The sequence below is a fragment of the Microscilla marina ATCC 23134 genome, from assembly GCF_000169175.1.
Taxonomy (GTDB): Bacteria; Bacteroidota; Bacteroidia; order Cytophagales; family Microscillaceae; genus Microscilla; species Microscilla marina.
Window position 1 is genome coordinate 1 of the sequence record NZ_AAWS01000014.1, and the last position, 24,309, is coordinate 24,309.

Below are 24,309 nucleotides of genomic sequence, written 5' to 3' on the forward strand. Positions count from 1 at the left end.
ATATAAAAAAAGATGAAAATACTTTATATTTGTTTACAGGCAGTGTGGAGGTTTTGTGCAATTAACTTATTTTGTTAAAAACGCATATTCACCCATAAAAACACGTGTTTTACTTGCACAAACTTTAGGGATTTTTGGCAACTACTACCCTATTATATTCGTTACTTATTATACAATATCAGTTTTTCAAATTCACATAACTTTTCTAATGGCAAAAGCTTATGTAAAAAGCCCTCGCTGCTACAGCGAGGGCTTTTATTGTGCCCAAAAATATCATAAACTTACACCAGCTACCCTCCCCGTATTTCTACCTGTTTTCGCAAAAGCCGTAGATACACGCTTACCTAAAACACTTTTAACAACTACTTTTGTAATATCAGTTTTTCAAACAAAATAGTTTCTCAAACATCACATAAGCTTTACCCCAGGTCAAGTCATTATGTTTGCCCTTTGTGTAGGTAGCAAAGGGCTTTTTAGTGTAGGTGATATATATGAGTAGAGTAAAAAAATATTAAGAGGGAATATGGTGACAGAGGCTCCAGGCCTTGGTTGCTGTTTAGCATCCTCTGCCAGTATGTGTGTGTCAGCAAAAGGGTTGGGTGGTTTCATCCAACCCTTTCTTTTGAAAGATGTTTTATCTTTTGGGCAAGTTTATTTCTTGATATTTTTCACATAGTATACCCGGTATTCTTTGTCCATGCGCACTTCTGCCTTGCGTGATACAGACTTTGTTTTACCTTGATCTTCGGGTTTTTTAGCTTTTTTGGGTTGATACTCATAAGTATAATCAAATATTGCGGTGTGGTTACCCTCTTCGTCTTCGCTATACTGCATACTATCCCAATCAATTTTGTGTCGCTCCTCGGTCACTACCTTATCCCACGAATACTTATAAGCACTTCGCAAATCCCGCTCGCGGTCAATGTTTTTATTGCCAAAATAATTGGTAATTGTTTTACGGTAAAATGGACGGATATTGTCAAAATTACGGCTTTCTGCAGCATCATAAAACTTACGCAATGTAATCTTTACCGTCTCCTTTTTATCTTGTTTTGTGGTAGCATTTCGTTTTTTGTATGCATGCGAAAACACCGCAATCTTTTGCAAAGGCTTGATATTTAAAGGGTTCCACAACACCAGATAAGTCAATATTCCCAGTAAAACAACGACCGACAAAGGCAACCAAATATTATTGTTAGGAGCAGTTTTTTTTGGAGCAGGTTTGCGGTTTTGTGTACGAGGCTTGTTTGGTGGAGCTTGGCGTTGCGGGTTCACACTGCCACCTGTAGGTGCAGTAGTGGTCAAGGTAGAGCCTGTCGGAATAGTCTGCTGTACCAAACTTTGCAAGGCTTGTTTAAACTCTATTGCAGTCTGATAACGTTCTTGTGGTTCCTTGGCAGTAGCTTTGTCTATTATGGCTTGCATACGCTCCGATACACCTGGATTAAACTTACGCAAACGAGGCAACGGTGAGTTTACTATTTTGGTATATACATCATACTCAGTAGACGTTTTCTCGTCGTAAGGAGGGCGCCCGGTTAATATCTGAAAAAGCGTAACTCCCAGCGAATAAATATCACTGCATCGGTCTGCCGATAAGCCCTTTACCTGCTCAGGGCTCATGTAAAGCACCGTACCCATCTTAGATCCAGTACGTGTAAGTCCTTTGTTGACATCATTTAGAATTTTGGCAATACCAAAATCCAGAATTTTAATCTGGTTTTCGTTGCCAATCATCAAGTTAGAAGGTTTAATATCACGGTGTATAATACCTCGGTCATGAGCGTAAGCAAAACCATCCAATGCTTTGGTAAACAAAGCAATGGCGCGATCTTCAGGTAATGGACCAGTCACAGTGCGCACATAGTCATCCAGAGGCTTGCCCTCTATAAACTCCATGATCAAAAACAAGCCTTGGTTGGTCTCCAGAAAATCATACAAATCAATGATATTAGGGTGTTTAAGGCTTGCCATTGCTTCTGCCTCATTACGAAACCGCTCTCTGATTTGAGTATTGTTTACCAGATTAGGATGCAAAGCTTTGATAGCAGCCTTACGCCTCATTTGCAAATGAGAAGCAAGGTAAACACTGCCCATGCCTCCTTCGCCTATTTTTGAGTCTATTCGGTAATTAAGTACTTGTGCGCCAATCATTTTTGATAGTTATTTATGTAAGTCTACAGCATCACATCTATTACTGATCCGGTTTTTAGTCTTGTTATACCACCCATAGCTGCTCAAAACAAGAGTGGCAATTAGCCTTACACAAATCAGCGTTATTTGCTGTGTTGGGTTTATCAACGTAAGTTCAACTAAAAAATATAAGAATCCTTTTATTTTTACGATTAGGAACGCTTCGCTTATTTTGTCGATGGTGGTGAGTCGACTATTGACCATTATCCTTACAAAGTTAAAAATTAATTGTAAATGATAAATTTTTAGGCAGAATGATTTAATGAGTGCCCCAAAGTAGCAAATAGATATGCTGTTACCTTCAAAAAAACAAAGGCTTTTTTACAAAAAATCAAACACTTCGATATAACTTTATGTTGGGAGAGTACTGAGCAAATAAGGAGGTGGTTTGCAAGAAGGGATATACCAAAAAAAATGCCCTAACGTTGTTTTAATGACACCTTATGCTGTTTTACTTATCAAACTATGACCAATAAACCCAAGATAAAACGACCATCTGTTGAACAAGGTTTGTTTAAACGCCGTGAACCTTTTCTTTTTATGCTTTGGACTGCCATTGCAGGCATTTCTATTATGTTTTTGGCGCTTACCATTATTTATAGCCTGCGCAAGGGGCAACATCAGTGGCAAGCTGTAAGCTTACCTTTGGCTTTTTGGTTGAGCACCTTTAGTATTATCACAAGTAGCCTTACACTTTGGCAAACCAATCAGGCGGTCAAAAAAGAACAGTTTCGCAGAGCCAAAATCTTGCTAGGTACAACATTGGGTTTAGGGTTGTTGTTTATTGGTTTGCAGGTAGTTGGCTGGCAACAGCTCATTGCGCAAAAAGTTTACTTGTCCAACAGTTTAGGAGGATCATTTATATACATTATTTCGGGGTTGCACATTGCCCATATATTAGGGGGCATATTGTTCCTTACGCTTATTTTTATAGATATTGCCCGTCACACCTCTTATGTAGACTCTTTCATTCATAGCATAAACCCTCCCAATCAGCTTAGGCTCAAGCTAGTAACTATTTATTGGCACTTTGTCGATGTGTTGTGGCTGTACCTGTTTTTATTTTTTTTGTGGGCATAATAGCCTTGCTTAAAACTCACCAATAAAACCAAGTAAAGAGTAAACTCCATACTTTTACTAAAAAAGCCTCTATCTGCTTGTACATGTAATGAATATTTAACTAAATTTGCAATCCTTTTTGACGCTTGTCAAATAAATATTGCACCCGTAGTTCAACTGGATAGAATACCAGATTTCGGCTCTGGGGGTTGAGGGTTCGAATCCTTCCGGGTGCACTTTTATCAAAAGCCTCTGATACATTTTATAGTATCAGAGGCTTTTTTACTTAATAGATGTTCCCGTCTTCTCGTAAAAACCTACTCATTATTTCCTTGCTTCAGATCTTTAAGGATAAACTTCGTTGTCCAAACGTTCAATCATGTAAACTATAATGTTGTAAAAAATACATTGAATAATGAAACCTTCACTTGCTAAAAGTAGTATATAAATTTGCATAGCTGGTTGAAGGATCTTGGGGGTTAGGAACATTGTTCCTTCCCTCAAGTTTTTTTTTGCCCCTATCCCAACTCCCTTCTCATATTACTATTTCTCTTGATTATCTCATTCACAAAAAAACCGCCCCAAACCTAGTGGTCTGAAAGCGGTTTTTATATGGAAAAGATTAGTTAGGTATTACTATTATCCATCCATTATGTACACTGCGATTAAATATTCTATGATTTTTTTCAGAAATTGACAGATATGCTATGAGCATACCTGTCAACAATACATAGATGGTACTGATACACACTACATTTTAATGCTTATTTAACAACATAAATGGTTGCTAGTCAATATTTTAAAACTGATAACCTTATAGAATAGAAGAGGTAGGCACCCATTGGGTAACTATAGATTGAATGAAGCAAAGGCAAAGCAGAGGTATGAGAAACACAGGGTATACACTATGACTCATTGGCATAGTTACCTCTGTATGAAGTGTTGAAGTGAGCATAAGCATTTAAAATGGTTAGATATAAGCTGTTTCTGTATTTTAGTTGCAATATACAAGTAATGTACAAACCTTCCAATGTTTATACTCCGGTTTACTCAAATTTACTCATAAGAAATGGTTTACTGATGCACCGTAATTGGCACTTCGTCAATCTTTAGGTGGGGGTGTAATACCCGAATCCTTGCCAGGTAACGCAATTAACTGATAAACTCCATACGCGTAGGACGAAAATGGTTGCTGTCGTTCATAATCGAAATAATTTTACCATTGCGGGCACGCAATACCCCTGCACCTATAAGAGCAATAGGCGAGTTGCCTGCAAGATAATAATGTCCGTTGCCAAACCTTACTTCTCCATTGGGCATAATGACATAGGATATTTTTTGGGGTAAACCCAAAGATGTTTTGATTGCTCCAGTATAAGGTTGTTGGTGGTTTCCTTGTTCTTGGATTAACAAACCATCGGCAATGTGTACAGGCAACCGCCGATACTTCTCTCCTTGTTGTATGCCAGGGTTTTTGAGGGTGATCTTGTGGTAAGGCATTTCATTGTTCATCAATTTTTCGTCACCAGCAGCAGCTTCCAGGGTTTGCAAGTCTTGATACTGTAGCAACTGGTACAACAAAGCGATTTCTTGTTGAGGCAACCTGGCCGATAGTTTGCCAAACCCTTGGGCTATTTTGTCCAGCAAAATATTGATTACTTCGCCAGGAGTGCTAATGTTTAACTGCTTACCGGTTTGTAAGGTGTTGATCAGCTGTGGGGCGTAGGTTTCAGCAAGTTGTTCAATATTGATGTGCTTACTATATGTCATACGCAATATTATTTGTTAAGCTCGTAAGTTTATTGAAAAGAGGCTAGTACCTCAAACACTAAGGAACATGTTCAAAATAAGTGTCGAGATTGAGGGCGTATACTCGAGGCTGACTGAGGCACTTTTTGCAGTCGTAGCCATAGCTACGGCGAAAACCGATGGCTGCAGCCCTGCTGCGCCGAGCTCTGCCAAAGGCTAAAAGTAACAAAAGTCAGTAAAGAGGATATGTTCTAAACCGGACAGTTATTGTTGAGGGCTATGCCCGAAATCCCGTTTACGGGGCGATCACGTTCCTAAACACCTAACCCATTAGCTAAAGTAGAGCTCGGCACAGTAGAACTGTAGCCTCGGTTATTTCGGCGATTTTTGCCCACTGACTTTACTTAAAAAAAACTTGCGTAGCTAAGGCTATGCGCGATTTTTTAAGTGCGTCAGAAAACAAAACTCATCCCAAATAATAGGGCATTTACTTAATGTTTAAGGTACTGGTTCATCATAGGTTTTACCTGACAGGAATAAAACTTGACCATTGCTTGAATGATGAAACAGCCTCTTCTTGTCTCTAACCTAATGCCAGGTTAACTTCATCCAATTTCAGGATACACTGGCTAGTCATCGTAAACAAGTTGTGATCTTTGAACGCTTGAGGTACTTCCATATCATACCTAAGCAAGGCATTGTATACAATTGTATGAATCAATGCCTGGTACACCTCCTCTTGGCTGTAGTCCGGAAAACAAGTAAAACACTGCTTGTTCATTACACTTTCGGGAAAATCGAGTGCAGGCAACCCATTGGCGTCAAAAAAACGCAGTTGCCCTTTGGTGTCCAAACGTCCATCTATTCGGCTGATGTCTTCAATGTTAAGTGCTTCTACAATTTGGGGAATGTACAGCTGGAGTTGTTCGAGTATGTGTTGCTCTGTAATATGAGGTTGTATCTTGTCGTTTTCACTCCATTCCTGCAACCGTTCTTTACGACTCAGAATATTGGTTTTACCTGCCACACTTTTGACTATATAAGCTGTAGGCAATAGCATTACTTGATTGCCCAAACGAAAAAAACCACAAGTAATATCATCGTTTGGCAAGAAAGCTTCAGCAATTACTTCACTCAATGGAAAATCTGCCAGTATTTGTTGCACACCATCGTTGGCTTCTTCCAAAGTAGTGACCATTCTTACGCCTACACTGCCCGATTCGGCAGTAGGCTTGAGTACCATCGGAAACCCCACCGCACTTTGACTGAGTAGAGACGAAACCTCTTTCAGGTTTGAGCGAGTAAGTATAAGGTGGGTAGGAATAGGTAAACCAACCTCTTTTAAAATACGTTGGCAGTCATTTTTTTGTAGTAAGTTGCGCAGCGTTTGGGCATTTGAGCCAAGCAAAGGCAAGCCTCGTGCTTGTACATAGTCGTTGAGCCATACCGCTTTTTCATCACCATTGTTTACATAATAGGCATTGCTCCAAATCATTGTTTGAGCAGGAGTGTTGTCCAGTGTTTGTTCCAGTTGGGCTACGTTTTCTACCTCCGTTGTGGTTACTTCAACGCCTGCTTGTTGTAATATATTGGTGGCTCTTTTTACCTCATCTGGAGTAGTGAGCCAGCCATTCCGCCAGTGTCCTTTGCTGCTGATTATTTTGACTTTCATTGTTTTGCTTGTTTTAGCTAAGTTCCTTATTGAGCTACATTCGGATTGTTGCAGGGTATAAGGCTTCTCAATTGATTTGTATTCGATGGAAAATGTTGTGAATAAAACCCAATATAATGATGTTTTTCCAAAGGCAAAACAAGTGTTTTTAAATGCTCAAAGCTGCTGTATATAGTTGGGTCATTACCTCGTGCTCTTTTGCCGAAAGTGTGGTCAATAAGTAAGCACATTCATCTACCAACACCTTGTGTTGAGTAAGCCCTATTTGATCCAACAAATCAGCCACTTGGGTCCATTGCTGAGCTATATTATCAAAGCGTTCATAAGCCACTGCAAAGGCATCAATCGCCAGTAGTTCATAACTTTCTTTCAAAAAATCGCGGTATATGTTTCTAAATAAAGCCCCTCCTGTACCAGCCCGTTCCATCAACATTGCTGTTGTCTGAAACTCATGTTTGATGTTTTTACTTTGTTCAAACCATTGCTTTACTTCAGTGGCAGTCTTGAGTATGCCTTTGTATCCCAGGTTTTGGATGGGTGGATTGAGGTACCTTTGAGCATTGTTGATCAAGGCATTTTGAATGGCTTTTTTGAGATCAAATGCTTGCCCACTATGGGTAATGGTATAGCTTAAGTTGCGTGATGCCATAGCACCTTTGGCGCTTCGGGCAAGTGCCAGACTGGGTAACGAAGTGCTTACCTGACTTCCCTGAGGTTGTGTATCTATCAAATATGCCTTGGTTTGGTCATAACCATACATGGCAGCGTAATGTGCGGCAAAATGGATTTTTTTTGTGAAATAGTCTAAATGATAACAGTCTAGCTTAAGCCCTACAGCCTTGCCTTGATCAATATAACCTTTCACATTTTTCCAGGCTTTTTTCACCGAGGAAGTCTCTTTTACCTCAAGCATAAGCCCTAGATGATTGCAAATATTTTGGGTAAGTTGATCCGGTTTAACCCTCCCCCCTATAAAAGGATAATCCATTGATTTTGTGCGCCAGAAAATGAAGCCTAAGCCCTCACCCAAGCCAAATAGCATGGGCTCTGATAAATGGATGCCTAGTTGCTTGAGTAAACTCCCGGTAGCAGTTGTTTCGCAATGTTGCCCAATAAATGGGTTAAAATCTTCAATGATCATAGGTTATTTTTTGGTTTGGTTAATAGCAATGGCTTGCTCAATGTAATGTTTGAGTATGTCTTGATTGAAGCTGGTAAGAGAGAGAATCCTCAGGGTTTTACCTTTGCCAGTGAGCAAGCCTGGTTTATCTTCCATTTTGCTACCCTTCAGGAAACCAATATCTGCCCCATGTGGCATAGTACGCAAGTGGCATATCCCTCCATTGGCATTGGTATAAGTAGTGATGCGTACTTTTTGGGTTTCAACGATGCCCTCATAAGATTGTAACAATGTCCTGACTTTAATGAATAAACTTTTGTGTTCACTGTATAAATCTTTGTCAAACTGTTTCATAATGAATTAAAAGGTGATGGGTAAGAATATTTTAGTGAGTAACTCTTCTTCGGGAGTATTGTCAGGAGTATTGAGGTATTGGTCAAAAATGGGTGCTTCACGCAATGAATAACTACTGTTAAATAACCACTGCTTAAGCACCAGGTTGTATACTGTGTCTAACTGAGCGTAACTCCCCTGATAGGTAAACATGGCGTATTTTCCGGCAGGCAGTGTTTTTACTACAAATTCGCCTTCTGATGCCACAGGTTTTGCCAAGGTTACACAAGCCTCGTATTGGTACAATATATCACCAGCTATTTCGGGATGGTCGTGCGAGATACCAAACATCTCCATTGTAGGATAAAATAATTGTTGGGCAAATACATACGTCATCAGTTTTTGCCAGGCTTTTTGAATGACACTGGTTTCATATTTACCTAAAATTCGGGTGCTCAATAGCTGTTGGGCAGGTAAATCGATAATTTTGGGAGTAAGGACAAAACCCGGTAAAGTAGTATTGGTAGTTTGTGGTTGGTTTTTAATAAACTGTTGTTGCTGTTCTCTAAAGGCTTGGGGGCTTTTGCCAAAATATTTGCGAAAAGCATGGCTAAACGAAGAAGGCAGCTCGTAGCCCATCTGATAGCTCAGGTCGTGGATAGGGGTATGACTATAAGTAAGCAACTGGGCGGCAGTTTCCATACGCACTCGCTTAATGTATGCCCCCAGTGGTTCGTTGAGGTAAGCTCTGATAATGCGGTGAAAGTGAAAAACCGAGAAATTACCTATTTCGGCAAGTCGTGCCACATCTAAAGGTTCAGACAAATGCTGGCGAATGTATTCCAGGACTTTTTGAATGCGGGTTTGGTAGTCGTTATGAAGATCGTGTTGATTTGTCATAATTGTGTTGGGAGTTCAATAACACAAATATGGGCAAATCAAATGACAGCCACTTGTTCATTTTTGCTTTCTTAAAAAAATACAAGAAGGGAAAGTTAGGAAGAGAAAAGGGGCAGCGATAAGAGGACTGACTATGACTCAGCCCTCGTTATCTTTCAAATCTAAGTACTAATTAATTATCTTAAAAGTTGTGTAGACAGTTTACACATAAGTAGCCCTGATTTTGTAAGAAACATCATTGCTGCTAGGTGTAAAGTCAAAAGCATACTTGTCAAAATCAGGGTAAGGAATTTCTTCGTAATGGAGCCATTCCTTGTCGCTTACCTGATAATAATAGTGCCCTTCAAGACCAACACAAGCTACTTGACGATCGTTGCTTGTAAAATAAATCACTTCAAGCTCCTGAGGATAACCGTGGCTATCGTTTAGCTTCACCTTATTGCCGTCAGGGCTTATAGAGCCAAGAGGGGCCTCCTCTTGCCATTTTACATATACATCGTTTAAAACCATAGTATTATAGTAGTTATTGCTTGTGGGAGCAAAACATACACATTTTGCGCTCCCTGAAATAAGCGTATATTATAAAGGGAATTACCCCTTGAAATAGTTGCACTAACACACAACGAAGATAATAGGCTAATGTGTTATTTTCCAATAGGAATATGATTTTTGTTAAGCCCAAATTACCTTATTTTTAAGCAAATGTTACGTGCATTTTTGTTTTGCTTATTTGGTATATAATCGGTCAATACGCTCTTTGTGTAGACATTGTCCCAAACTACCAAATTTTTTTAGCGTAAATTGTGATTAAAACAGTTTTTGTGTAATACTAAGTTTGAACTTTATGAAGCGGTGTATTTTTTTTGTTTGAAATCCTCTAGTAGACTTTAAGTATTGTTGGTGGGAAGTAAACAATAAAAGCTCAGTCATTATTTTTTGCTCTCGTGTTGTTGCGGGAGCAGGGTATCACTTGAGAGCCAGATCAATACATTATTTGTTTGACTTTGAGTAAGTTCTTGTTCAAAGAAATTGACAATCTCTTGGCTGGTATATCGAAAACTAAAGTGGGTAAGCACAAACTGACACTTTGGATGTTGATTGATGTGTGGCTTAAGGTGTTTCCAGTGTGTGTGGCAACGTTCGTTGGCGTAAGCCTCATTGACTGGTTTCAGAAAAGTACACTCTGTAATAATGGTAGGGTAGTCAAATAGCCACGCATTGTTATCAAAAACCGAGGCGTGGGTGTCGCCCATAAACACAAACAATGGTTGGTAATAAGTTTCTTCCACTGTTTCGCCTTTTTGCTTGGCTTCTTGCTTTTTTTGCGCCATCAACTGTCCAAACTCTTGCATTTTGCCCTCCGCCATTTTTTGCTGTTTCAATGCCTCATATTCAGGCTTGAGCCTTTGTTTTTTCTCGGCAAAAGCATAGCCCACACATACAATACTATGTTCACAATTAACCACTTTTACCTGATACCGATCGTTTTTACCTATGTAAAATGTGTCTCCACCAGCAACTCCCGTAATACTGTAACTGCCACGTAAGCGAGGGTTGTAAGGTGCCGAGTGGTTAAGACAGCGTCGGGCAATGATGTATTCTTCTAAATAATTTTGAGAAGCTTTGGGTAAATAAATTTGTACCCCATTGCGACTCGCCAGATACTCTATATCCGCAATGTGGTCGTTGTGAGTGTGGGTTACCAACACATAGTCGCCCTGCCTGCCTTCGGCGAGTGCAGCATCGAGGCAAAGCTTGAGCTGTGGAATATAAAAAAAGGTTTTATCACCCGAGCGTGAATAGCCTTCTATAGTAAATGTGGTATTAGGGATAGTCCATTTTCGCCATTGCCGAAAAGGGTGCCCTTCGACCATATTGGGAGTACTAAATGTTGTCATCTGAGGGTATCAAGTTTAAGTTGTAATCAATGCTTCATCTAAACTTATCCAGTCTTTTTTGGGGTGCTTTCGCCCAAATGTTTCAGGGTATAAAATTTCGCTGATAATTTCTACCGAATCAGCCAAGCGAGGACCAGGGCGGTTAAAATACTGATTGCCATCGGTCAGGTATACTTGCCCGTTTTGTACAGCAGGCAGTTCTTTCCAACCAGGCAAATCTGTTAATAGGTTAATCTCTTGCAGGGTACGCTCAATACCAAACCCACAAGGCATAATTAAGATCACGTCAGGGTTTTGTTGCTCAATGTCAGCCCATTGGATATAGTGCGAGTGCTGGGCTTCTTTGCCAAATAAATTGACTCCCCCCGCTTTTTCTACCAAAGTGGGCACCCAGTTGGCGGCATTCATCAAAGGAGAAAGCCATTCTATACAAGCCACTCTTTTTTTACGGGCAATAGGTTGGGTGGTTTGCTCTACTGAATCAATTCTTGCCAATAAGCTAGTGACCAATTGCTGGGCTTTTTGGGGTACTCCCAAAGCTTTACCTACCGCCAATATATCGTTGAATACGTCCTGAAAACCTACTGGTTCGAGGTTGATAATCTGTGGGTTAGAGCTGATTAACTGGCATACGGCGGCTTCTACATCTTTCATACTTACTGCGCATACCTCACATTGCGACTGAGTAACTACGAAATCGGGTGCGAGCTTTTCCAGTACCTCATTGTATACTTCATATACCGACAAGCCTTTTTGTACCAAAGCACCTACACTTTGGTCTATTTCGGCACTACTGCCTTGCGGAAACTTGGCTTCGGTGCATACGGGCAAATTGGTGATACCTACCGGGTAATCACATTCGTGTGACCTACCAACCAATTGATCTTGAAAGCCCAAAGCACATACTATCTCGGTGGCGCTGGGCAAAAGCGATATAATCTTGTTCATGGAATGGGTGTTTTTCTGAGAAAACAAAAATACAAGAGATTATACACAATGTTTACATTATGTGTTTAAACCTTGATAATATAGGGCGTTTGAAGAGTGAATAATGCTGAAAACTTACAAAATATTACATTGGAATCTTTTTTTTTCAAAGAAAACAGACCTTTGTTGCAATTACTTTTTTGGTAAAAAACGCATAAAAGAATGTATACACCAACAAAAATGTCACGCATGGATACCTCCAATGCTATTGGCATATTTGACAGCGGAATAGGAGGGTTGACTGTAGCACGTGCTGTGCGCCAGTTGTTGCCACAAGAAAGCATCATATACTTTGGCGATACGGCTCATTTGCCTTATGGCGATAAGTCTACAGCTGCACTTCAGGCGTATGCCATCAAAATATGCAACGTATTGCTTCAGCAAAACTGTAAAGTAATATTGATGGCTTGTAACTCTGCATCGGTAGCCGCTTATGACTTGGTAAAAGAGTATGTAGGTAGCCGGGCTAAGGTAATGAATGTGATAGAGCCCATGATCAATTACATAAACGATGTATATGCAGGCAAGAATGTAGGGTTGATAGGTACCAAGCAAACTATTTTGTCGAATGTATACAAAAAAAAGGTAGACCAACTAGGGGCAGGTATAGACCTTAGGTCGTTGGCAACCCCATTGTTGGTGCCTATGATCGAGGAGAATTTTTTCAAGAACAGTATTCGGGCAGAAATCATTGAGACCTATTTGTCACGAGAAGAATTACAGGACATTGACGCCTTGATTTTGGGTTGTACACATTATCCTTTGATCAAAGCGTCTATCCAAAAATTTTATAACACCAAGGTAGAAGTGCTCGACTCGTCAGAGATCGTAGCAAGTTCGCTTAAGGGAATGTTGGAAATGCATAACCTGACCAACAAGACTGGCAAAGTGTTGCAAAAGTTTTATGTTTCAGACTTTACTCAATCTTTTGAAACTTCTACCCAGTTGTTTTTTGGCAAGCATGTACAATTGACGCACTATCCTTTATGGGAGTAAAAAGGCTTACTTTGGTACATGAGACTGCCGTAATCTTGTAAAAAACGTATATTAACTTGACACCTTTATATATGTAATGCCCTAAACTGTATAAATTATTTGATTTTGACAGGTTGCTTTGTGCAACTGTTGTAGGTAAACTACTTTCTATTAATTGTCCTGTTTAGTGTATAAAACGAACTATAGATAACAAATAACCAAACGCCAACGGCTATACTATTACAAAGATGACCTCAGAGCTTGTTTAAACTTCACCTAATAGATGTTTTACGCGATTTTTGCACTCATATGAGCACAAAACTCATCGAAAATCACGCTAAATACGAATGTTTTAAACAAGCTCTCAAACACAAATTTACGGTAGTTATGAGAAAACGAATATTCAACTTAAGTTATAAAACCCTTTTTGTCGTACTGCTATCAGCTTTTTTTGCGCATTCAACCAAGGCCCAAAAAATTTATAAAATGGCTGAGCCCGACGCCTACAAAATATATAGGTCGCTGGAACAAGCCCTGCAGGAACCTAATAAAGTAAAACATCTTGACTTGAGCGAGCAAAAGCTCTTGGCAGTGCCCAGTGACATCCAAAAGTTTAAAAACCTGGTAATACTGGACTTGTTCAATACCAAAATTACCCGTTTGCCTCAGACCATCACTGCTTTGACCAACCTGGAAGAGCTGAACCTGAGCCAAAACCCTGACTTGAACTTAGCTGAAGTTTTTAGACAATTGACCAAGTTACCTTATTTGCGTAAGCTACACCTGGCCTATAGCAAACTCTCCATGCTGCCACCCGAAATAGGGCTTTTGTCGCAGCTTGAGGTACTTAATTTATACAAAAACAAGTTGCGTACGTTGCCTGCCACGGTGAGTAAACTTACCAAGCTCAAAGAGGTATACTTACAGTCTAACCAATTGAGCCAAATCCCGGCTTGTATTACTACACTTGCCAACTTACAAGTACTAGACTTATACCACAACCAGGTGCAGTTTGTACCAGCCAACATTGGCAAGTTAGGGCATTTGCGCATATTGAATTTGCACCAAAATGCTTTGCATAAGTTTGATAAAAACGCATGGCAGCTACAAAATCTCGAAGAACTTTACTTGGGTTCTAACCCCCACCTCAACTATGAAGAAGTGTTGGCAGTACTGGCAAAACTACCCCATCTGCGTGTACTTAACCTTACTAACAATAATATAAAGGAGCTACCAATGGAGGTAGGAATGATGCTTAACTTACAGGAACTTTACCTGCAAAATAATTACTTGAGCAAATTGCCCGAAGAGTTAAGTTTGTTAAAAAACTTACATGTACTCTCGCTGGCTAAAAACCGTTTTACTCAGCTACCCAAACGGTTTGTCAAACTTACCAACTTGAAAGTATTAAGCCTAAGCCAAAACCCGCAGCTTGATTATGCACAAGTGTTTGACGTATTGGGTAACCTGGAGGGTTTGCAGAAGCTTGACCTATCGGGCAATAACTTACAAAAACTTTCGGGGCAGATTGTGTTTTTACAAGGGTTAAGAGATTTAGACTTGCGCAACAATCATTTGAAATCGCTTAGCCCCAAGGTAGCCTTGCTCACCAACTTGCGTAAACTGGATTTATACCAAAATCAGCTATCAAGTTTGCCCAAGCGTATTCATTCGTTGAATAACCTGATAGAGCTATACCTGGGCAAAAACAGGTTGCCCAAAACTGAGCAACTCAAAATTAAGGCTTGGTTTCCGAATGCCTTGGTAAGCTTTCATTAAACCTCATTTCCGCTCTTTTGACAAAGGCTTTGTTCTATCTGTTGGATAGGGCAAAGCCTTTGGTGTTTTTATACCTGCCTACATCAATTTTATTTTGGTGTACTCCCCCCAATAGTATTTAGTCGATAGCTGATTCGAGTAAATGTTTACCTTGTTAAATACTGTAAACCAGTATTTTATATTAAGATTGCTTACTCAGTTTATTTTTAAAAGTGTGTCGGTTTTACGCCCAAACACCCAATTAAATAGTTTTTAAATTCGTAAATAACTGAGAACCAGCAAACAACTTTGACTAAAATCACTGCGGAGTATTGCCCCAAAAAAGCTATCTTGTAATGATAGTAATTCTCCTTACCTAAAATTATAATCTTATGAAAAGAGTATTTGCCTGGTTGGTATTCGTTTTTGTGAGTCACTATACCTTGGCTCAAGGCGTAGATAATAATGAACTTTTGCAGCGTATTGACAAAAACATTCAGGAAAACATGCAAAGATGGCAAATTCCTGGGCTTGCTATAGCCATTGTCAAAGACGGAAAAACAGTTTTTATGAAAGGTTATGGGGTAACCAAAGTGGGAGGCAAGCAAAAAGTAGATAAGCATACCTTGTTTATGATCGGGTCTAACACTAAAGCTTTTACTGGTACGGCTATAGCCTTGTTGCACGCCCGCCGTAAGCTCAACCTAAACGATCGGGTACAAAAGTGGTTGCCATCTTTTAGGCTCAAAGACCCACTGGCTGCCAAAGAAGCCAGTATTGCCGACTTGTTGTCGCACAGATTGGGATTCAAAACATTTCAAGGAGATTTTGTCTATTGGGGTTCTAAGCTTTCGCGGACAGAAGTAGTGCAAAAAATGGGATTGATTGACGCACCCTATAGTTTACGTACCCGCTGGGGGTATTGTAATGCAGCTTTTGTGGCAGCCGGAGAGCTTACCGCCAAGGTAGCTGGGCAAAGCTGGGAAACCTACATACGGTCACAGATACTGAAGCCGTTGGGGATGAATGAAACTTTGATGTTGTCAGAAGAGTTTGCCAAAGCCTCTAACATTGCTCAGCCTCATTCGTTGGTAGCAGGCAAACTGGCCAGTGTACCCATCATCAACATTGATAACCTTGCGCCCGCAGGTAGTATGGCATCCAATGTCCAAGACATGGCCACTTGGCTAAATGCCCAGGTATATGATGGCAAGCCCAACGGTAAACAGCTTATTCCGGGACGGGTATTTCGTATTACACGTATTCCCCAATCTATTTTGGGCACCAACCAACGGCACCAAAAAGCAACTCATTTTTACTTGTATGGTTTGGGGTTGAGCATCAACGACCGCAAGGGTAAACTGGTTTATTCACACACAGGAGGCGTTAACGGCTTTTTATCGTCAGTGGTGTTTGTGCCAGAAGATAAACTAGGCATAGTAGTGTTGACAAACAGTGACCAAAACAACTTTTTTGAACATTTGACCGATAAGTTAAGAGATTTGTTTTTGAAAGTGCCTGTAAAAAACAATGACGCTCAATTATACCAAAAATTTGTAGCAAAAAAACAGACAGAACAAGAGTTAATTGATTCTTTAAAAAAGGTAGTGGCTCAAAAGAACTCGCCTAACATTGCATTGAAAAAGTTTGCAGGAAAATACCATAACAAAGTGTACGGAGAGGTTGAGATAAAGAAGCGTAAGGGAAAACTGATCTTGCATTTTGCTAACCACCCCCAGCTGAAAGGTCAACTTGAGTACCTGAAAGATAACCATTTTTTGTGTACTTATTCTGACTACCTGCTAGGGGTGAAGGCGTTCCCTTTTGAGGTAAGCAATGGCAAAGTAAAAAGCTTTGTATTGAGTGTAAACGGTTTTGTGGAGTATACCACCTATAAATTTTTGAAAAAATCACCTCGATAAACTTGACTTTACTTTGGATAAATACTGAAAAAATCCGCAAAAATGAGTATATTAAAATAACCTGTAAACCTGCGCTGCAATTCACAAACAAAATCAATCAAAAATTTGTTGGTGTTCATACACCAAGCCAAACCACCATAAGTCTGTAAAACTATGAAAACTGTGATTGTTACCGGAGCCAATTCGGGTTTGGGATTGTATACTTCCAAACATTTGCTGTTGCAAGACTATGCAGTAGTGTTGGCTTGTCGTAACCTAAAAAAAGCAGCAAAAGCTCAGAAGTGGCTGCATAAAAAAACCGGGAAAAAACGCACTAAAATTGCTCATCTAGACCTGGCTTCATTCAATCATATTCGTAAGTTTTGCCTGAATACACCGCTTAATAATGTTTATGGAGTCGTATGCAACGCAGGCATTTCTTATGCACACCCTACCCGGTTTACTCAAGATGGAATAGAAGAAACCTTTGGAGTAAATCACCTGGGACATTTTTTGTTGGTAAACTTACTACTTGGCAAAGCCCAAAACCTGCAGCGCATAGCTGTGGTATCGTCTGATGCGCACAACCCAGATATACAAGGGTATCATCCGCCACCTTATTATGAGCGGGCACTAGAGCTTGCCTACCCCGATGACTCACGGGTGATCAATTGGGAGAAAGAAGGAGCATTGCGTTATGCCAATTCTAAGCTTTGTAATGTGTTGTTTGTGTATCACCTGGCAGAAGAGCTCAAGAAAACCCACCGTCAACATATTTTGGTAAATGCTTTTAACCCTGGGTTTATACCGGGCACCGGGCTGGGCAAAAACTCTTCGCCTGTAAGTAAGTTTTTGTGGTTCAATGTGTTGCCCTTATTTAGTCGGTTCTCTAAAGCCATTCGCACTGCCAACGAGTCGGGCAAGGCGCTTGCTTCGCTTATTAGTGAAGCAAACGCAAGTGGCAAATACTATGATGGGTTCAAGGAAAAGCCATCGTCGAAGCAGAGCTATGATAAAAAACAAGCCCAAAAACTATGGTGGCGCAGCGAAGAACTTGCCCACTTGAAGATCAATGAAAAAATTGAATAATTTAACCCTTCACTGAACAACCCCATGTCAACACAAAAAAAGAAAGTAACGGGTATAGGAGGCATATTTTTTAAATGCCAAAACCCTGACCAAATGAAAACCTGGTATCACCAACACCTGGGTTTGCGTACCGATCAATACGGCGCTTTGTTTGAGTTTCGGCAAGCAGACGCTCCCGAAAAACCAGGGTATTTACAATGGAGCCCATTCTCGCAGGATACTACCTACTTTGCCCCTTCCAAAAAAGAGTTTATGGTAAACTATAGAGTAGAAAACCTGGAAGAACTGGTAGAAGAGCTCAAGGCACAAGGAGTCACTGTGTTGGATGAAATAGAGACCTTTGATTACGGTAAGTTTGTGCACATATTGGATCCTGAAAACAATAAAATTGAGCTTTGGGAACCAGTAGATGAGGTGTTTACCAAAAGTCACGGAGACAAGACCACCAAGTAAAATATTTGTTGGGCTAAACCAAAAAACGGGAATGTATATTGCCACAATCCCGTTTTGTATAGGTTATTTCATGCGTGGAATCACCACATACTCTTTTTTTACCCTAAAGGTAGTATCTCTTCCTTTGTTTTTAAAAGTAATGGTACCTTCCCAATATTTACGCCCCAATGGGTAGGTGGTCTTAAAGCGCACTTTGCCTATGCCGTTTTCTACTTTAATGGGTTCGCCGTTTACCGTCATTTTTGCGTTTGCTTTGCTGGGTACAGCAGCTATCACCATATTGGCACGGTAGGTATCGCCCGACCATAAAATATTGCTTTCTGCGCTCACTCCAGTATATATTCTGTCAAATTTAATATCCTCGGTAGCCGGCTGTTGGACATGCAATTGGGTGAGTATATTTTGTTGATCGTTCAATACTTGGTGTTGCAGTTGAGTAAGCTTTGCCAATGCTACTACCACAGGCTTTTGCCAAAAGTTATCATATACAAAGTTGCCTTTGGGTGCTTCAGGGTTTTTGGTAAGCAAAGGCAAGGGCTTTTTGAACAAATCTTTATATTCATTGTTTAGCCAATGGCTATAAGCATTGAGCTTTTTTTCAAGCGTATAGGCTACTCCTTTGGGGCTACCCAGCATGCCTACCATTAGCTTACTTACCCTGAGCTTGGCTTGGGGGCGTTTTACTGTATATGTTTTTTCATCAAGCCCGTCTCCCGCTTCATTTATCAAGCGTTGTTTGTTTTTGGTGAGCTCGCTTATGATCTCTGTCGACTTTTTCTTGAGCATCTCTGCCCGTTTAATCAATTCCAAGCCTTTGAGGGCATTCCCCCCCTTCTTTACATCTCTTTTGAGCGATTGAAGTGATTGATCGCTTTCCCGCTTGTAATTGACCAGCGAATGCTCTAAAGTACTGTTGATAAGCACAAATTTTTGTATCAAAGGTTCGGGGACTCGGTAGTGGGTATAATACCAAGCACCGAGCGATAAAATGAGCGCCAGGGTAACCACCGAAAACCGAATGATTCGTTTGCGCCTTGGAGCCTTCAAGTTGTTTTTTAGGGCTTCTTTTTGAGTGGGTTCGTTTTCTTCTGTGTTCATGGGTTAATAGTAAAAACTTGAAAATCGTCCATTACCTACGATAGGTGATTTTATCTTGCCAATAAAACTTGACAGGCTTTTGGGTTGGTATATTTACTTTGCTGTATTCGTTGCCTAAAATTTTTGACATGGGAAAGGTCAGTTATTTATACTTGTTTGGAGTGCTTTTTTGCTTTGTTTATTACCTTGAGGCAATACCTCATAATACACTTTTTGTACTATAGTAATATCTTTTCCTCGAGAATTAAACCGAAATCTTGCCTCCCAATATTGTTTGCCTACGCCTTGGGTTTTAAAAATCACTTCACTTTTTCCCTCATTTACAGGTAAAGGGATTTTATAAATACTGAACCTGGGGATTGAACGGGATGCTGTTCCTGATAATATCATATCGGCTTGGTAACGATCACCTACTTGTATTTGGTTGAGTGTTGGAATAACGCCTGGGCGAAAGTACCTATCGCTAATAGAAACACTCAAGTCACCCGCTCCTAGCTTTCTTAATATCATTGCCTGCAAACGCTGTATCTGTAGCTTTTTCTCAGCAATGAGCGCCTTGGTAGCAATGGTGGTAGCGTTACTTCGGTGAGGGTACTTTGCCAAAGTATGCTTTGGGTCAACTGGTGCCAAATCAAGGTCGTTAAATTCGCTATTGATCCAATCTGTATGTTTTTTTAGCGCTTTTTTCAAGGCATCAAACCCTTGTTTACCATTGTGCCACTGATTGTTTGTGCGCTCAAATAAGCCATTGAGTTTCGTAGTTTTTTTGATGAGTAATTGCGCGCGTTTTATTCTTTCGCGTCCTTCTCTTGAATTACCATTTTTGTGTACATCCTCCTTTAAGTTTTCCATGGCTTTCCCTGCCTTCTTGTGCCCTTGCTGCCAAATTGCTTTCATAGCCGTTTGCAGGTCACCGAGTTGCAGGTCATACGTAGGCGTGTCCCAAAGTATTTGCCCCAAGCACCCCAAGACAATGAGCAGGACAACTATTTCATAAATGCGAGTAATGGGGTGCTTCATCATCAAGTTATTTTACCTCATAATACACTTTTTGTACTATAGTAGTATCTTTTTTTCCATCTACTGTATAATACCTAAACTTAGCCTCCCAATATTGTTTGCCTCGTTGGAGCACTTCAAAACGTACAGCGCCGTCCCCTGTAATTTTGTTGTTATAATACATTCGGGTGGTTAATGAGCCATAACGCCGTATTTTGACCAAAAACAGGTCAGCAGTGTATGTATCGCCCACTTGCACTACATTCGTTTGAGGTACAACGCGCTGCCAACTTCTAAGACCACATCCAGTAAAGGTAATCTCATCTACTCCTAGCTTTCTTAATATCACTGCCTGCAAACGCTGTATCTGTAGCTTTTTCTCAGCAATGAGCGCCTTGGTAGCAATGGTGGTAGCGTTACTTCGGTGAGGGTACTTTGCCAAAGCATGCTTTGGGTCAACTAGTTCCAAATCAAAGTCGCCAAATTCGCTATTGATCCAATCTGCATGTTTTTTTACAGCCCTTTTCAAGGCATCAAACCCTTGTTTACCATTGTGCCACTGATTGTTTGTGCGCTCAAATAAGCCATTGATTTTCGTAGTTTTTTTGATGAGTAATTGCGCGCGTTTTATGCTTTCCAACTCCTCTCTAGGGTTGCCATTTTTGTGTACATCCTCCTCTAAGTTCTCCATGTCTTCCACTGCCTTCTTGTGCCCTTGCTGCCAGCTTATGTTCATAGCCGTTTGCAGCTCACTAAGTTGAGCATCATACGTAGGTGCGCCCCAAAGTATTTGCCCCAAGCACCCCAAGACAATGAGCAGGACAACTATTTCATAAATGCGAGTAATGGTGTGCTTCATCATCAAACTATTTTACCTCATAATACACTTTTTGTACTATAGTGGTGTCTTTTTTTCCGTCTACTGTATAATACCTAAACTTAGCCTCCCAATATTGTTTGCCTCGTGGGGGCACTTCAAAACGTACAGCGCCGTCCCCTGTAATTTTGTTGTTATAATACATCTTAGTGATTAATGATGCATAGTGCCAGTGCGTGATCCAAAACATGTCAGCCGTGTATGTATCGCCCACCCTTACCCAACTGGTGGGGGCTGTCACAGTAATTGGTGAAGGCGCAAGATTAAAAGGAAAAGCCTCGCTAATGTCGATATTTGGGTAAAATGCCCCCAAGAAGTACAATACTTGGCTTTGGTAATGAAGCAATGACAAACGTTGTTGGGCAAGCCAAGCCTTGAGCGAAGCGGAAGTAGTGGTATCAAAAAAATGAGTAACCCATTGCCCCAAAGTAGGGGTCTTGAGTGGGAAATCGAACGGCAAAGTAAAATGAGGTTTGTCTAGGTCTTCGTATTCTTTATTCAACCATTTTACATGGGCATTCATTACTTGATACACTTGTTGCTTTACTATTTGAGGTTGGTGGTTGTTTTTTTCTATCTGGTAAAGCGCCTGCATCACTTTTTGGGTAGTGCTTTGCACTAGTTTCGCCCGTTTTAACCTAGATAATCCATCACGTCCATTACCGAATTTAGCCACCTCTGCCTTTAAGTTTTTAATTGCTGTGATGAGGTATGCTTTGGAGTCTTTTATATCTTCGTTCAGGGTTGTTTGTAGGATGTTAAATGTTGTTTGGTAGGCAAACGGTGGCGTAAAAGCCATTAGCCCCACACAAATCACCACTAGGCATATAGCAAGTACTTCATATATACGATAAATTGTGTTCCAGTTCATTTGCCTAAAGCTTACGTGAAAAAAAAGGGCGCATGTTTTATACCTGATAATTTAGCCTCAATAGAACATTTTATTACTTGCCTTTTGGCAATGCCTCATAATAAATTTTGTGCACTACAGTAGTATCTTTTCCATTGTATGTATAATACCTAAACTTAGCCTCCCAATATTGCTTGCCCCTGTTTTTTTGGGTAAAACTCACCACCCCTTTGCGGTATTGTAGGTGAGGGGAGGACGATCGCTTAATACTTTCGCCATCAACGGGCTGTCCATAATACAAGCTTGCCCTGTACTCGTCGCCTACTTGTACCAGTTGACTTTTGGGAGTTATATATACACGTTGGCACCCAAAACAACACTTGATTTCACCTGAGGGGCATACAATCAGTAAAGCACGCAACACCATTTTTTGCACCTGTTGTAGTTGTAACTGTTTCGTGGTGACCAATGCCCTGACAACAGCAGGGGTAGCACCGCCCACCTCAGGGTATTTTGTCAATGAGTCAAGCAGTGGCAATTGAAGATTCTTAAATGTGCGTTGAAGCCACTGGTGATATTTGCTCACCGTTTGCTCCAAGGAGCTAAGCGCTTGCTGATTGTTTTGCCCGTGAGTCTTTATATGCTCAAGGGCATTGTTTATTTGCTTGGTTTTGTGTACTAGTTGTTGCCCCTTTCTTACACTTTCCCAGTTTTGGGCTGTATTGTTTCTTATTATCACCGATTCTTTAAAATCATTGATCAACTCAAACGCTTGTTTTTGGCTTTGTTGCCAATTGGTGTTCATAGCCGTTTGCAGCTCACTAAGTTGGGCATCATACGTAGGCGTGCCCCAAAGTATTTGCCTCAAGCACCCCAAGACAATGAGCAGGACAACTATTTCATAAATACGCGCAATTATGTGCATTACTTTACCCAATAGGGTGTTTTTACTGTATTGGTATATTCTACACCTTCGTGACAGTAGCTAAACTTACTTGTCCAGTATTGTTTGCCCTTGCCGCTTACGCGAAACTCTATAACAGCACCCTTGCCCTTAAGGAAAGCTGGCTTGCCATTGACTTCGGCATAATACCATTGTTTTTTATCCCAAAAGGGAAAGGCTTCCCCTACCACCATCGCTGCTTTGAGCGTATCGCCCACCTCTATGTGGTTGACAGGTTGTGTTATTCCTGTTACTGTAGGTATAAAAAAACAACCATAAGGATATATACCATATTTTATCCCTACCCCTTTTACTATTGGTTTCCAATGCTTTAATATAAACAATTGGTAGGCAGTGAGCATTGCCAAGGTTTCGTAAGTAGTATTCGCTTTGCCAAAGTAGTTGGTAGGCATAGGTCCAAACTGAGGAATATCCAAGTGTTTATATTGTTCGTTCCTAAAAACCATATAGGCATTTAAACTGTCTTTCAATGCTTTTGCCTGGCTTGCATGAAGGTATTGAGGCATATTTTTTTTGTAGTAATCTATTTGTCGCAACTTTTTCAATGGTTTGTGCCATAGCTGTTGTAGTTCTTGCCAAACCTGATAGCCATTGTCCCTTTTGCTCAATAACTTAGTAATATCCTCTTTCCAGTATTTTCTCTCAAATTTTTGACTTTTGTCTAAAACCTTGTAAAACTCTTCAAAGTGAGTGTTGTAGTGATTGGGGAATACAATACACACCAGACCTAGGTATACTATTACCAACCAGGCAATTATTTCATAAATACGAGTAATTATGCGCATTACTTTACCCAATAGGGTGTTACGTTCGTATGGTTGATTGTTAAACCACCATACCAGATGAAGGCAAGGCAGTGGAGAAAGTAAATTTAATTGGCAACAAAAAAGCCTGCCATCAATGAATGAGGCAGGCTTGTGTGGGTTATGGGTTGAGTTGCTGTAGCGAATCGTACATTTCGAACTCGTTGAGCAAACACTCTAACTCGAAGATGGTGGTTTGCAAATAGTTTTTGAGCGGTTCGTTTTGTTGCTCCCACAGGTAGTCTAACGAGGCATCGGCATTGAGCACAAACACCTCAAGCCGGGCGCGTAAACTCAAGGCAAACAAATCGATTTGTTGGGTTGAAATGGCAACACTTTGTGCCTCTGCGTTTAATTCAGTAAATTGCATACTGTTATATATTTTTATGTGACAAAAAGCCCTTGAGGGAAGCGTCCAAACTTAACCTCTTGGGCTATACTTTCACCCTGAAAGTACTTGGTAAATATAGTAAAAAAGCCCACCTTTTGCAAGTAAAATTAAGTGTTAATTTACTGATAATGAGTCTATTGCACTTTGAATGAAAGGAGTTAAACTTTGAAAAAACTCTGCGAAAGGGCGATTTGTGGAGACACAAACCGAGGCGAAAAGAGTCTATTGGTGTGTTTTTGC

General features: G+C 40.4%; 22 protein-coding genes and 1 tRNA gene. 7 read left to right on the forward strand and 16 right to left on the reverse strand.

Features of this window, described 5'->3' with window-relative positions; translation table 11 throughout:
- Nucleotides 1-651 precede the first annotated feature (651 nt).
- Nucleotides 652-2,154 (reverse strand): serine/threonine protein kinase, encoded by a 1,503-nt coding sequence (locus M23134_RS38145; RefSeq protein WP_002697323.1) that lies wholly within the window; start codon nucleotides 2,152-2,154, stop codon nucleotides 652-654.
- 504 nt (nucleotides 2,155-2,658) lie between these two features.
- On the opposite strand from M23134_RS38145, the gene M23134_RS14430 reads away from it, so the two are divergent.
- Together M23134_RS14430 and M23134_RS14435 are read left to right on the forward strand one after the other, a co-directional pair.
- Complete coding sequence (locus tag M23134_RS14430; RefSeq protein ID WP_002697325.1) at nucleotides 2,659-3,273, forward strand: cytochrome c oxidase subunit 3; 615 nt, start codon at nucleotides 2,659-2,661, stop codon at nucleotides 3,271-3,273.
- Nucleotides 3,274-3,414: 141 nt separating this feature from the next.
- Nucleotides 3,415-3,488, forward strand: a tRNA-Arg gene (locus tag M23134_RS14435).
- Nucleotides 3,489-4,404: 916 nt separating this feature from the next.
- On the opposite strand, the gene M23134_RS14440 is transcribed toward M23134_RS14435, so the two are convergent.
- The 8 genes from M23134_RS14440 to M23134_RS14475 form a co-directional block, all read right to left on the reverse strand.
- Nucleotides 4,405-5,022, reverse strand: a complete 618-nt coding sequence (locus M23134_RS14440; protein WP_002697327.1) for a hypothetical protein — start codon at nucleotides 5,020-5,022, stop codon at nucleotides 4,405-4,407.
- A 562-nt stretch (nucleotides 5,023-5,584) separates the two neighbouring features.
- Complete coding sequence (locus tag M23134_RS14445; RefSeq protein ID WP_002697328.1) at nucleotides 5,585-6,673, reverse strand: D-alanine--D-alanine ligase family protein; 1,089 nt, start codon at nucleotides 6,671-6,673, stop codon at nucleotides 5,585-5,587.
- 148 nt (nucleotides 6,674-6,821) lie between these two features.
- Nucleotides 6,822-7,814 (reverse strand): BtrH N-terminal domain-containing protein, encoded by a 993-nt coding sequence (locus M23134_RS14450; RefSeq protein WP_002697331.1) that lies wholly within the window; start codon nucleotides 7,812-7,814, stop codon nucleotides 6,822-6,824.
- 3 nt (nucleotides 7,815-7,817) lie between these two features.
- Nucleotides 7,818-8,147: a DUF1801 domain-containing protein gene (locus M23134_RS14455; RefSeq protein ID WP_002697333.1), complete on the reverse strand. Its 330-nt coding sequence runs from the start codon at nucleotides 8,145-8,147 to the stop codon at nucleotides 7,818-7,820.
- 6 nt (nucleotides 8,148-8,153) lie between these two features.
- Nucleotides 8,154-9,026: an AraC family transcriptional regulator gene (locus M23134_RS14460; RefSeq protein ID WP_002697335.1), complete on the reverse strand. Its 873-nt coding sequence runs from the start codon at nucleotides 9,024-9,026 to the stop codon at nucleotides 8,154-8,156.
- Nucleotides 9,027-9,227: 201 nt separating this feature from the next.
- A complete protein-coding gene (locus tag M23134_RS14465) occupies nucleotides 9,228-9,536 on the reverse strand; it encodes a hypothetical protein (protein WP_002697337.1) in 309 nt (102 codons plus the stop codon).
- 419 nt (nucleotides 9,537-9,955) lie between these two features.
- Nucleotides 9,956-10,924 (reverse strand): MBL fold metallo-hydrolase, encoded by a 969-nt coding sequence (locus M23134_RS14470; RefSeq protein ID WP_045113612.1) that lies wholly within the window; start codon nucleotides 10,922-10,924, stop codon nucleotides 9,956-9,958.
- A 15-nt stretch (nucleotides 10,925-10,939) separates the two neighbouring features.
- Nucleotides 10,940-11,872 (reverse strand): cobalamin-binding protein, encoded by a 933-nt coding sequence (locus M23134_RS14475; protein WP_002697343.1) that lies wholly within the window; start codon nucleotides 11,870-11,872, stop codon nucleotides 10,940-10,942.
- A 228-nt stretch (nucleotides 11,873-12,100) separates the two neighbouring features.
- On the opposite strand from M23134_RS14475, the gene murI reads away from it, so the two are divergent.
- From murI to M23134_RS14500, 5 genes are all read left to right on the forward strand, one after another.
- The gene (gene murI / locus M23134_RS14480; protein ID WP_002697344.1) at nucleotides 12,101-12,907 is read left to right on the forward strand and encodes a glutamate racemase; all 807 of its coding nucleotides are present in this window, start codon (nucleotides 12,101-12,103) and stop codon (nucleotides 12,905-12,907) included.
- A 465-nt stretch (nucleotides 12,908-13,372) separates the two neighbouring features.
- Nucleotides 13,373-14,665: a leucine-rich repeat domain-containing protein gene (locus tag M23134_RS14485; protein WP_198145024.1), complete on the forward strand. Its 1,293-nt coding sequence runs from the start codon at nucleotides 13,373-13,375 to the stop codon at nucleotides 14,663-14,665.
- A 371-nt stretch (nucleotides 14,666-15,036) separates the two neighbouring features.
- Nucleotides 15,037-16,566 carry a serine hydrolase gene (locus tag M23134_RS14490; protein WP_002697348.1) on the forward strand — a complete coding sequence of 510 codons (1,530 nt, stop codon included), beginning with the start codon at nucleotides 15,037-15,039 and terminating at the stop codon, nucleotides 16,564-16,566.
- A 153-nt stretch (nucleotides 16,567-16,719) separates the two neighbouring features.
- A complete protein-coding gene (locus M23134_RS14495) occupies nucleotides 16,720-17,634 on the forward strand; it encodes an SDR family NAD(P)-dependent oxidoreductase (protein ID WP_002697353.1) in 915 nt (304 codons plus the stop codon).
- 24 nt (nucleotides 17,635-17,658) lie between these two features.
- Entirely contained in the window at nucleotides 17,659-18,087 is a 429-nt protein-coding gene (locus tag M23134_RS14500; protein ID WP_002697356.1) for a VOC family protein, read from the forward strand.
- 63 nt (nucleotides 18,088-18,150) lie between these two features.
- Here M23134_RS14500 and M23134_RS14505 read toward each other — a convergent pair whose 3' ends face one another.
- From M23134_RS14505 to M23134_RS14535, 7 genes are all read right to left on the reverse strand, one after another.
- Nucleotides 18,151-19,185, reverse strand: a complete 1,035-nt coding sequence (locus tag M23134_RS14505) for a hypothetical protein (RefSeq protein ID WP_002697358.1) — start codon at nucleotides 19,183-19,185, stop codon at nucleotides 18,151-18,153.
- Nucleotides 19,186-19,323: 138 nt separating this feature from the next.
- Nucleotides 19,324-20,208 carry a hypothetical protein gene (locus M23134_RS14510; protein ID WP_002697360.1) on the reverse strand — a complete coding sequence of 295 codons (885 nt, stop codon included), beginning with the start codon at nucleotides 20,206-20,208 and terminating at the stop codon, nucleotides 19,324-19,326.
- Between the two features lie 4 nt (nucleotides 20,209-20,212).
- Nucleotides 20,213-21,046 carry a hypothetical protein gene (locus M23134_RS14515; protein ID WP_002697361.1) on the reverse strand — a complete coding sequence of 278 codons (834 nt, stop codon included), beginning with the start codon at nucleotides 21,044-21,046 and terminating at the stop codon, nucleotides 20,213-20,215.
- A gap of 4 nt (nucleotides 21,047-21,050) precedes the next feature.
- Complete coding sequence (locus M23134_RS14520) at nucleotides 21,051-21,932, reverse strand: hypothetical protein (RefSeq protein ID WP_045113615.1); 882 nt, start codon at nucleotides 21,930-21,932, stop codon at nucleotides 21,051-21,053.
- A gap of 73 nt (nucleotides 21,933-22,005) precedes the next feature.
- On the reverse strand, nucleotides 22,006-22,836 hold the full coding sequence (locus tag M23134_RS14525; protein WP_002697365.1) for a hypothetical protein: 831 nt from the start codon (nucleotides 22,834-22,836) through the stop codon (nucleotides 22,006-22,008).
- Nucleotides 22,836-23,660: a hypothetical protein gene (locus tag M23134_RS14530; protein WP_045113616.1), complete on the reverse strand. Its 825-nt coding sequence runs from the start codon at nucleotides 23,658-23,660 to the stop codon at nucleotides 22,836-22,838. Before M23134_RS14530 ends, M23134_RS14525 begins: the two co-directional genes overlap by 1 nt.
- Nucleotides 23,661-23,799: 139 nt before the next feature.
- On the reverse strand, nucleotides 23,800-24,048 hold the full coding sequence (locus M23134_RS14535) for a hypothetical protein (protein WP_002697369.1): 249 nt from the start codon (nucleotides 24,046-24,048) through the stop codon (nucleotides 23,800-23,802).
- Nucleotides 24,049-24,309: the final 261 nt, after the last annotated feature.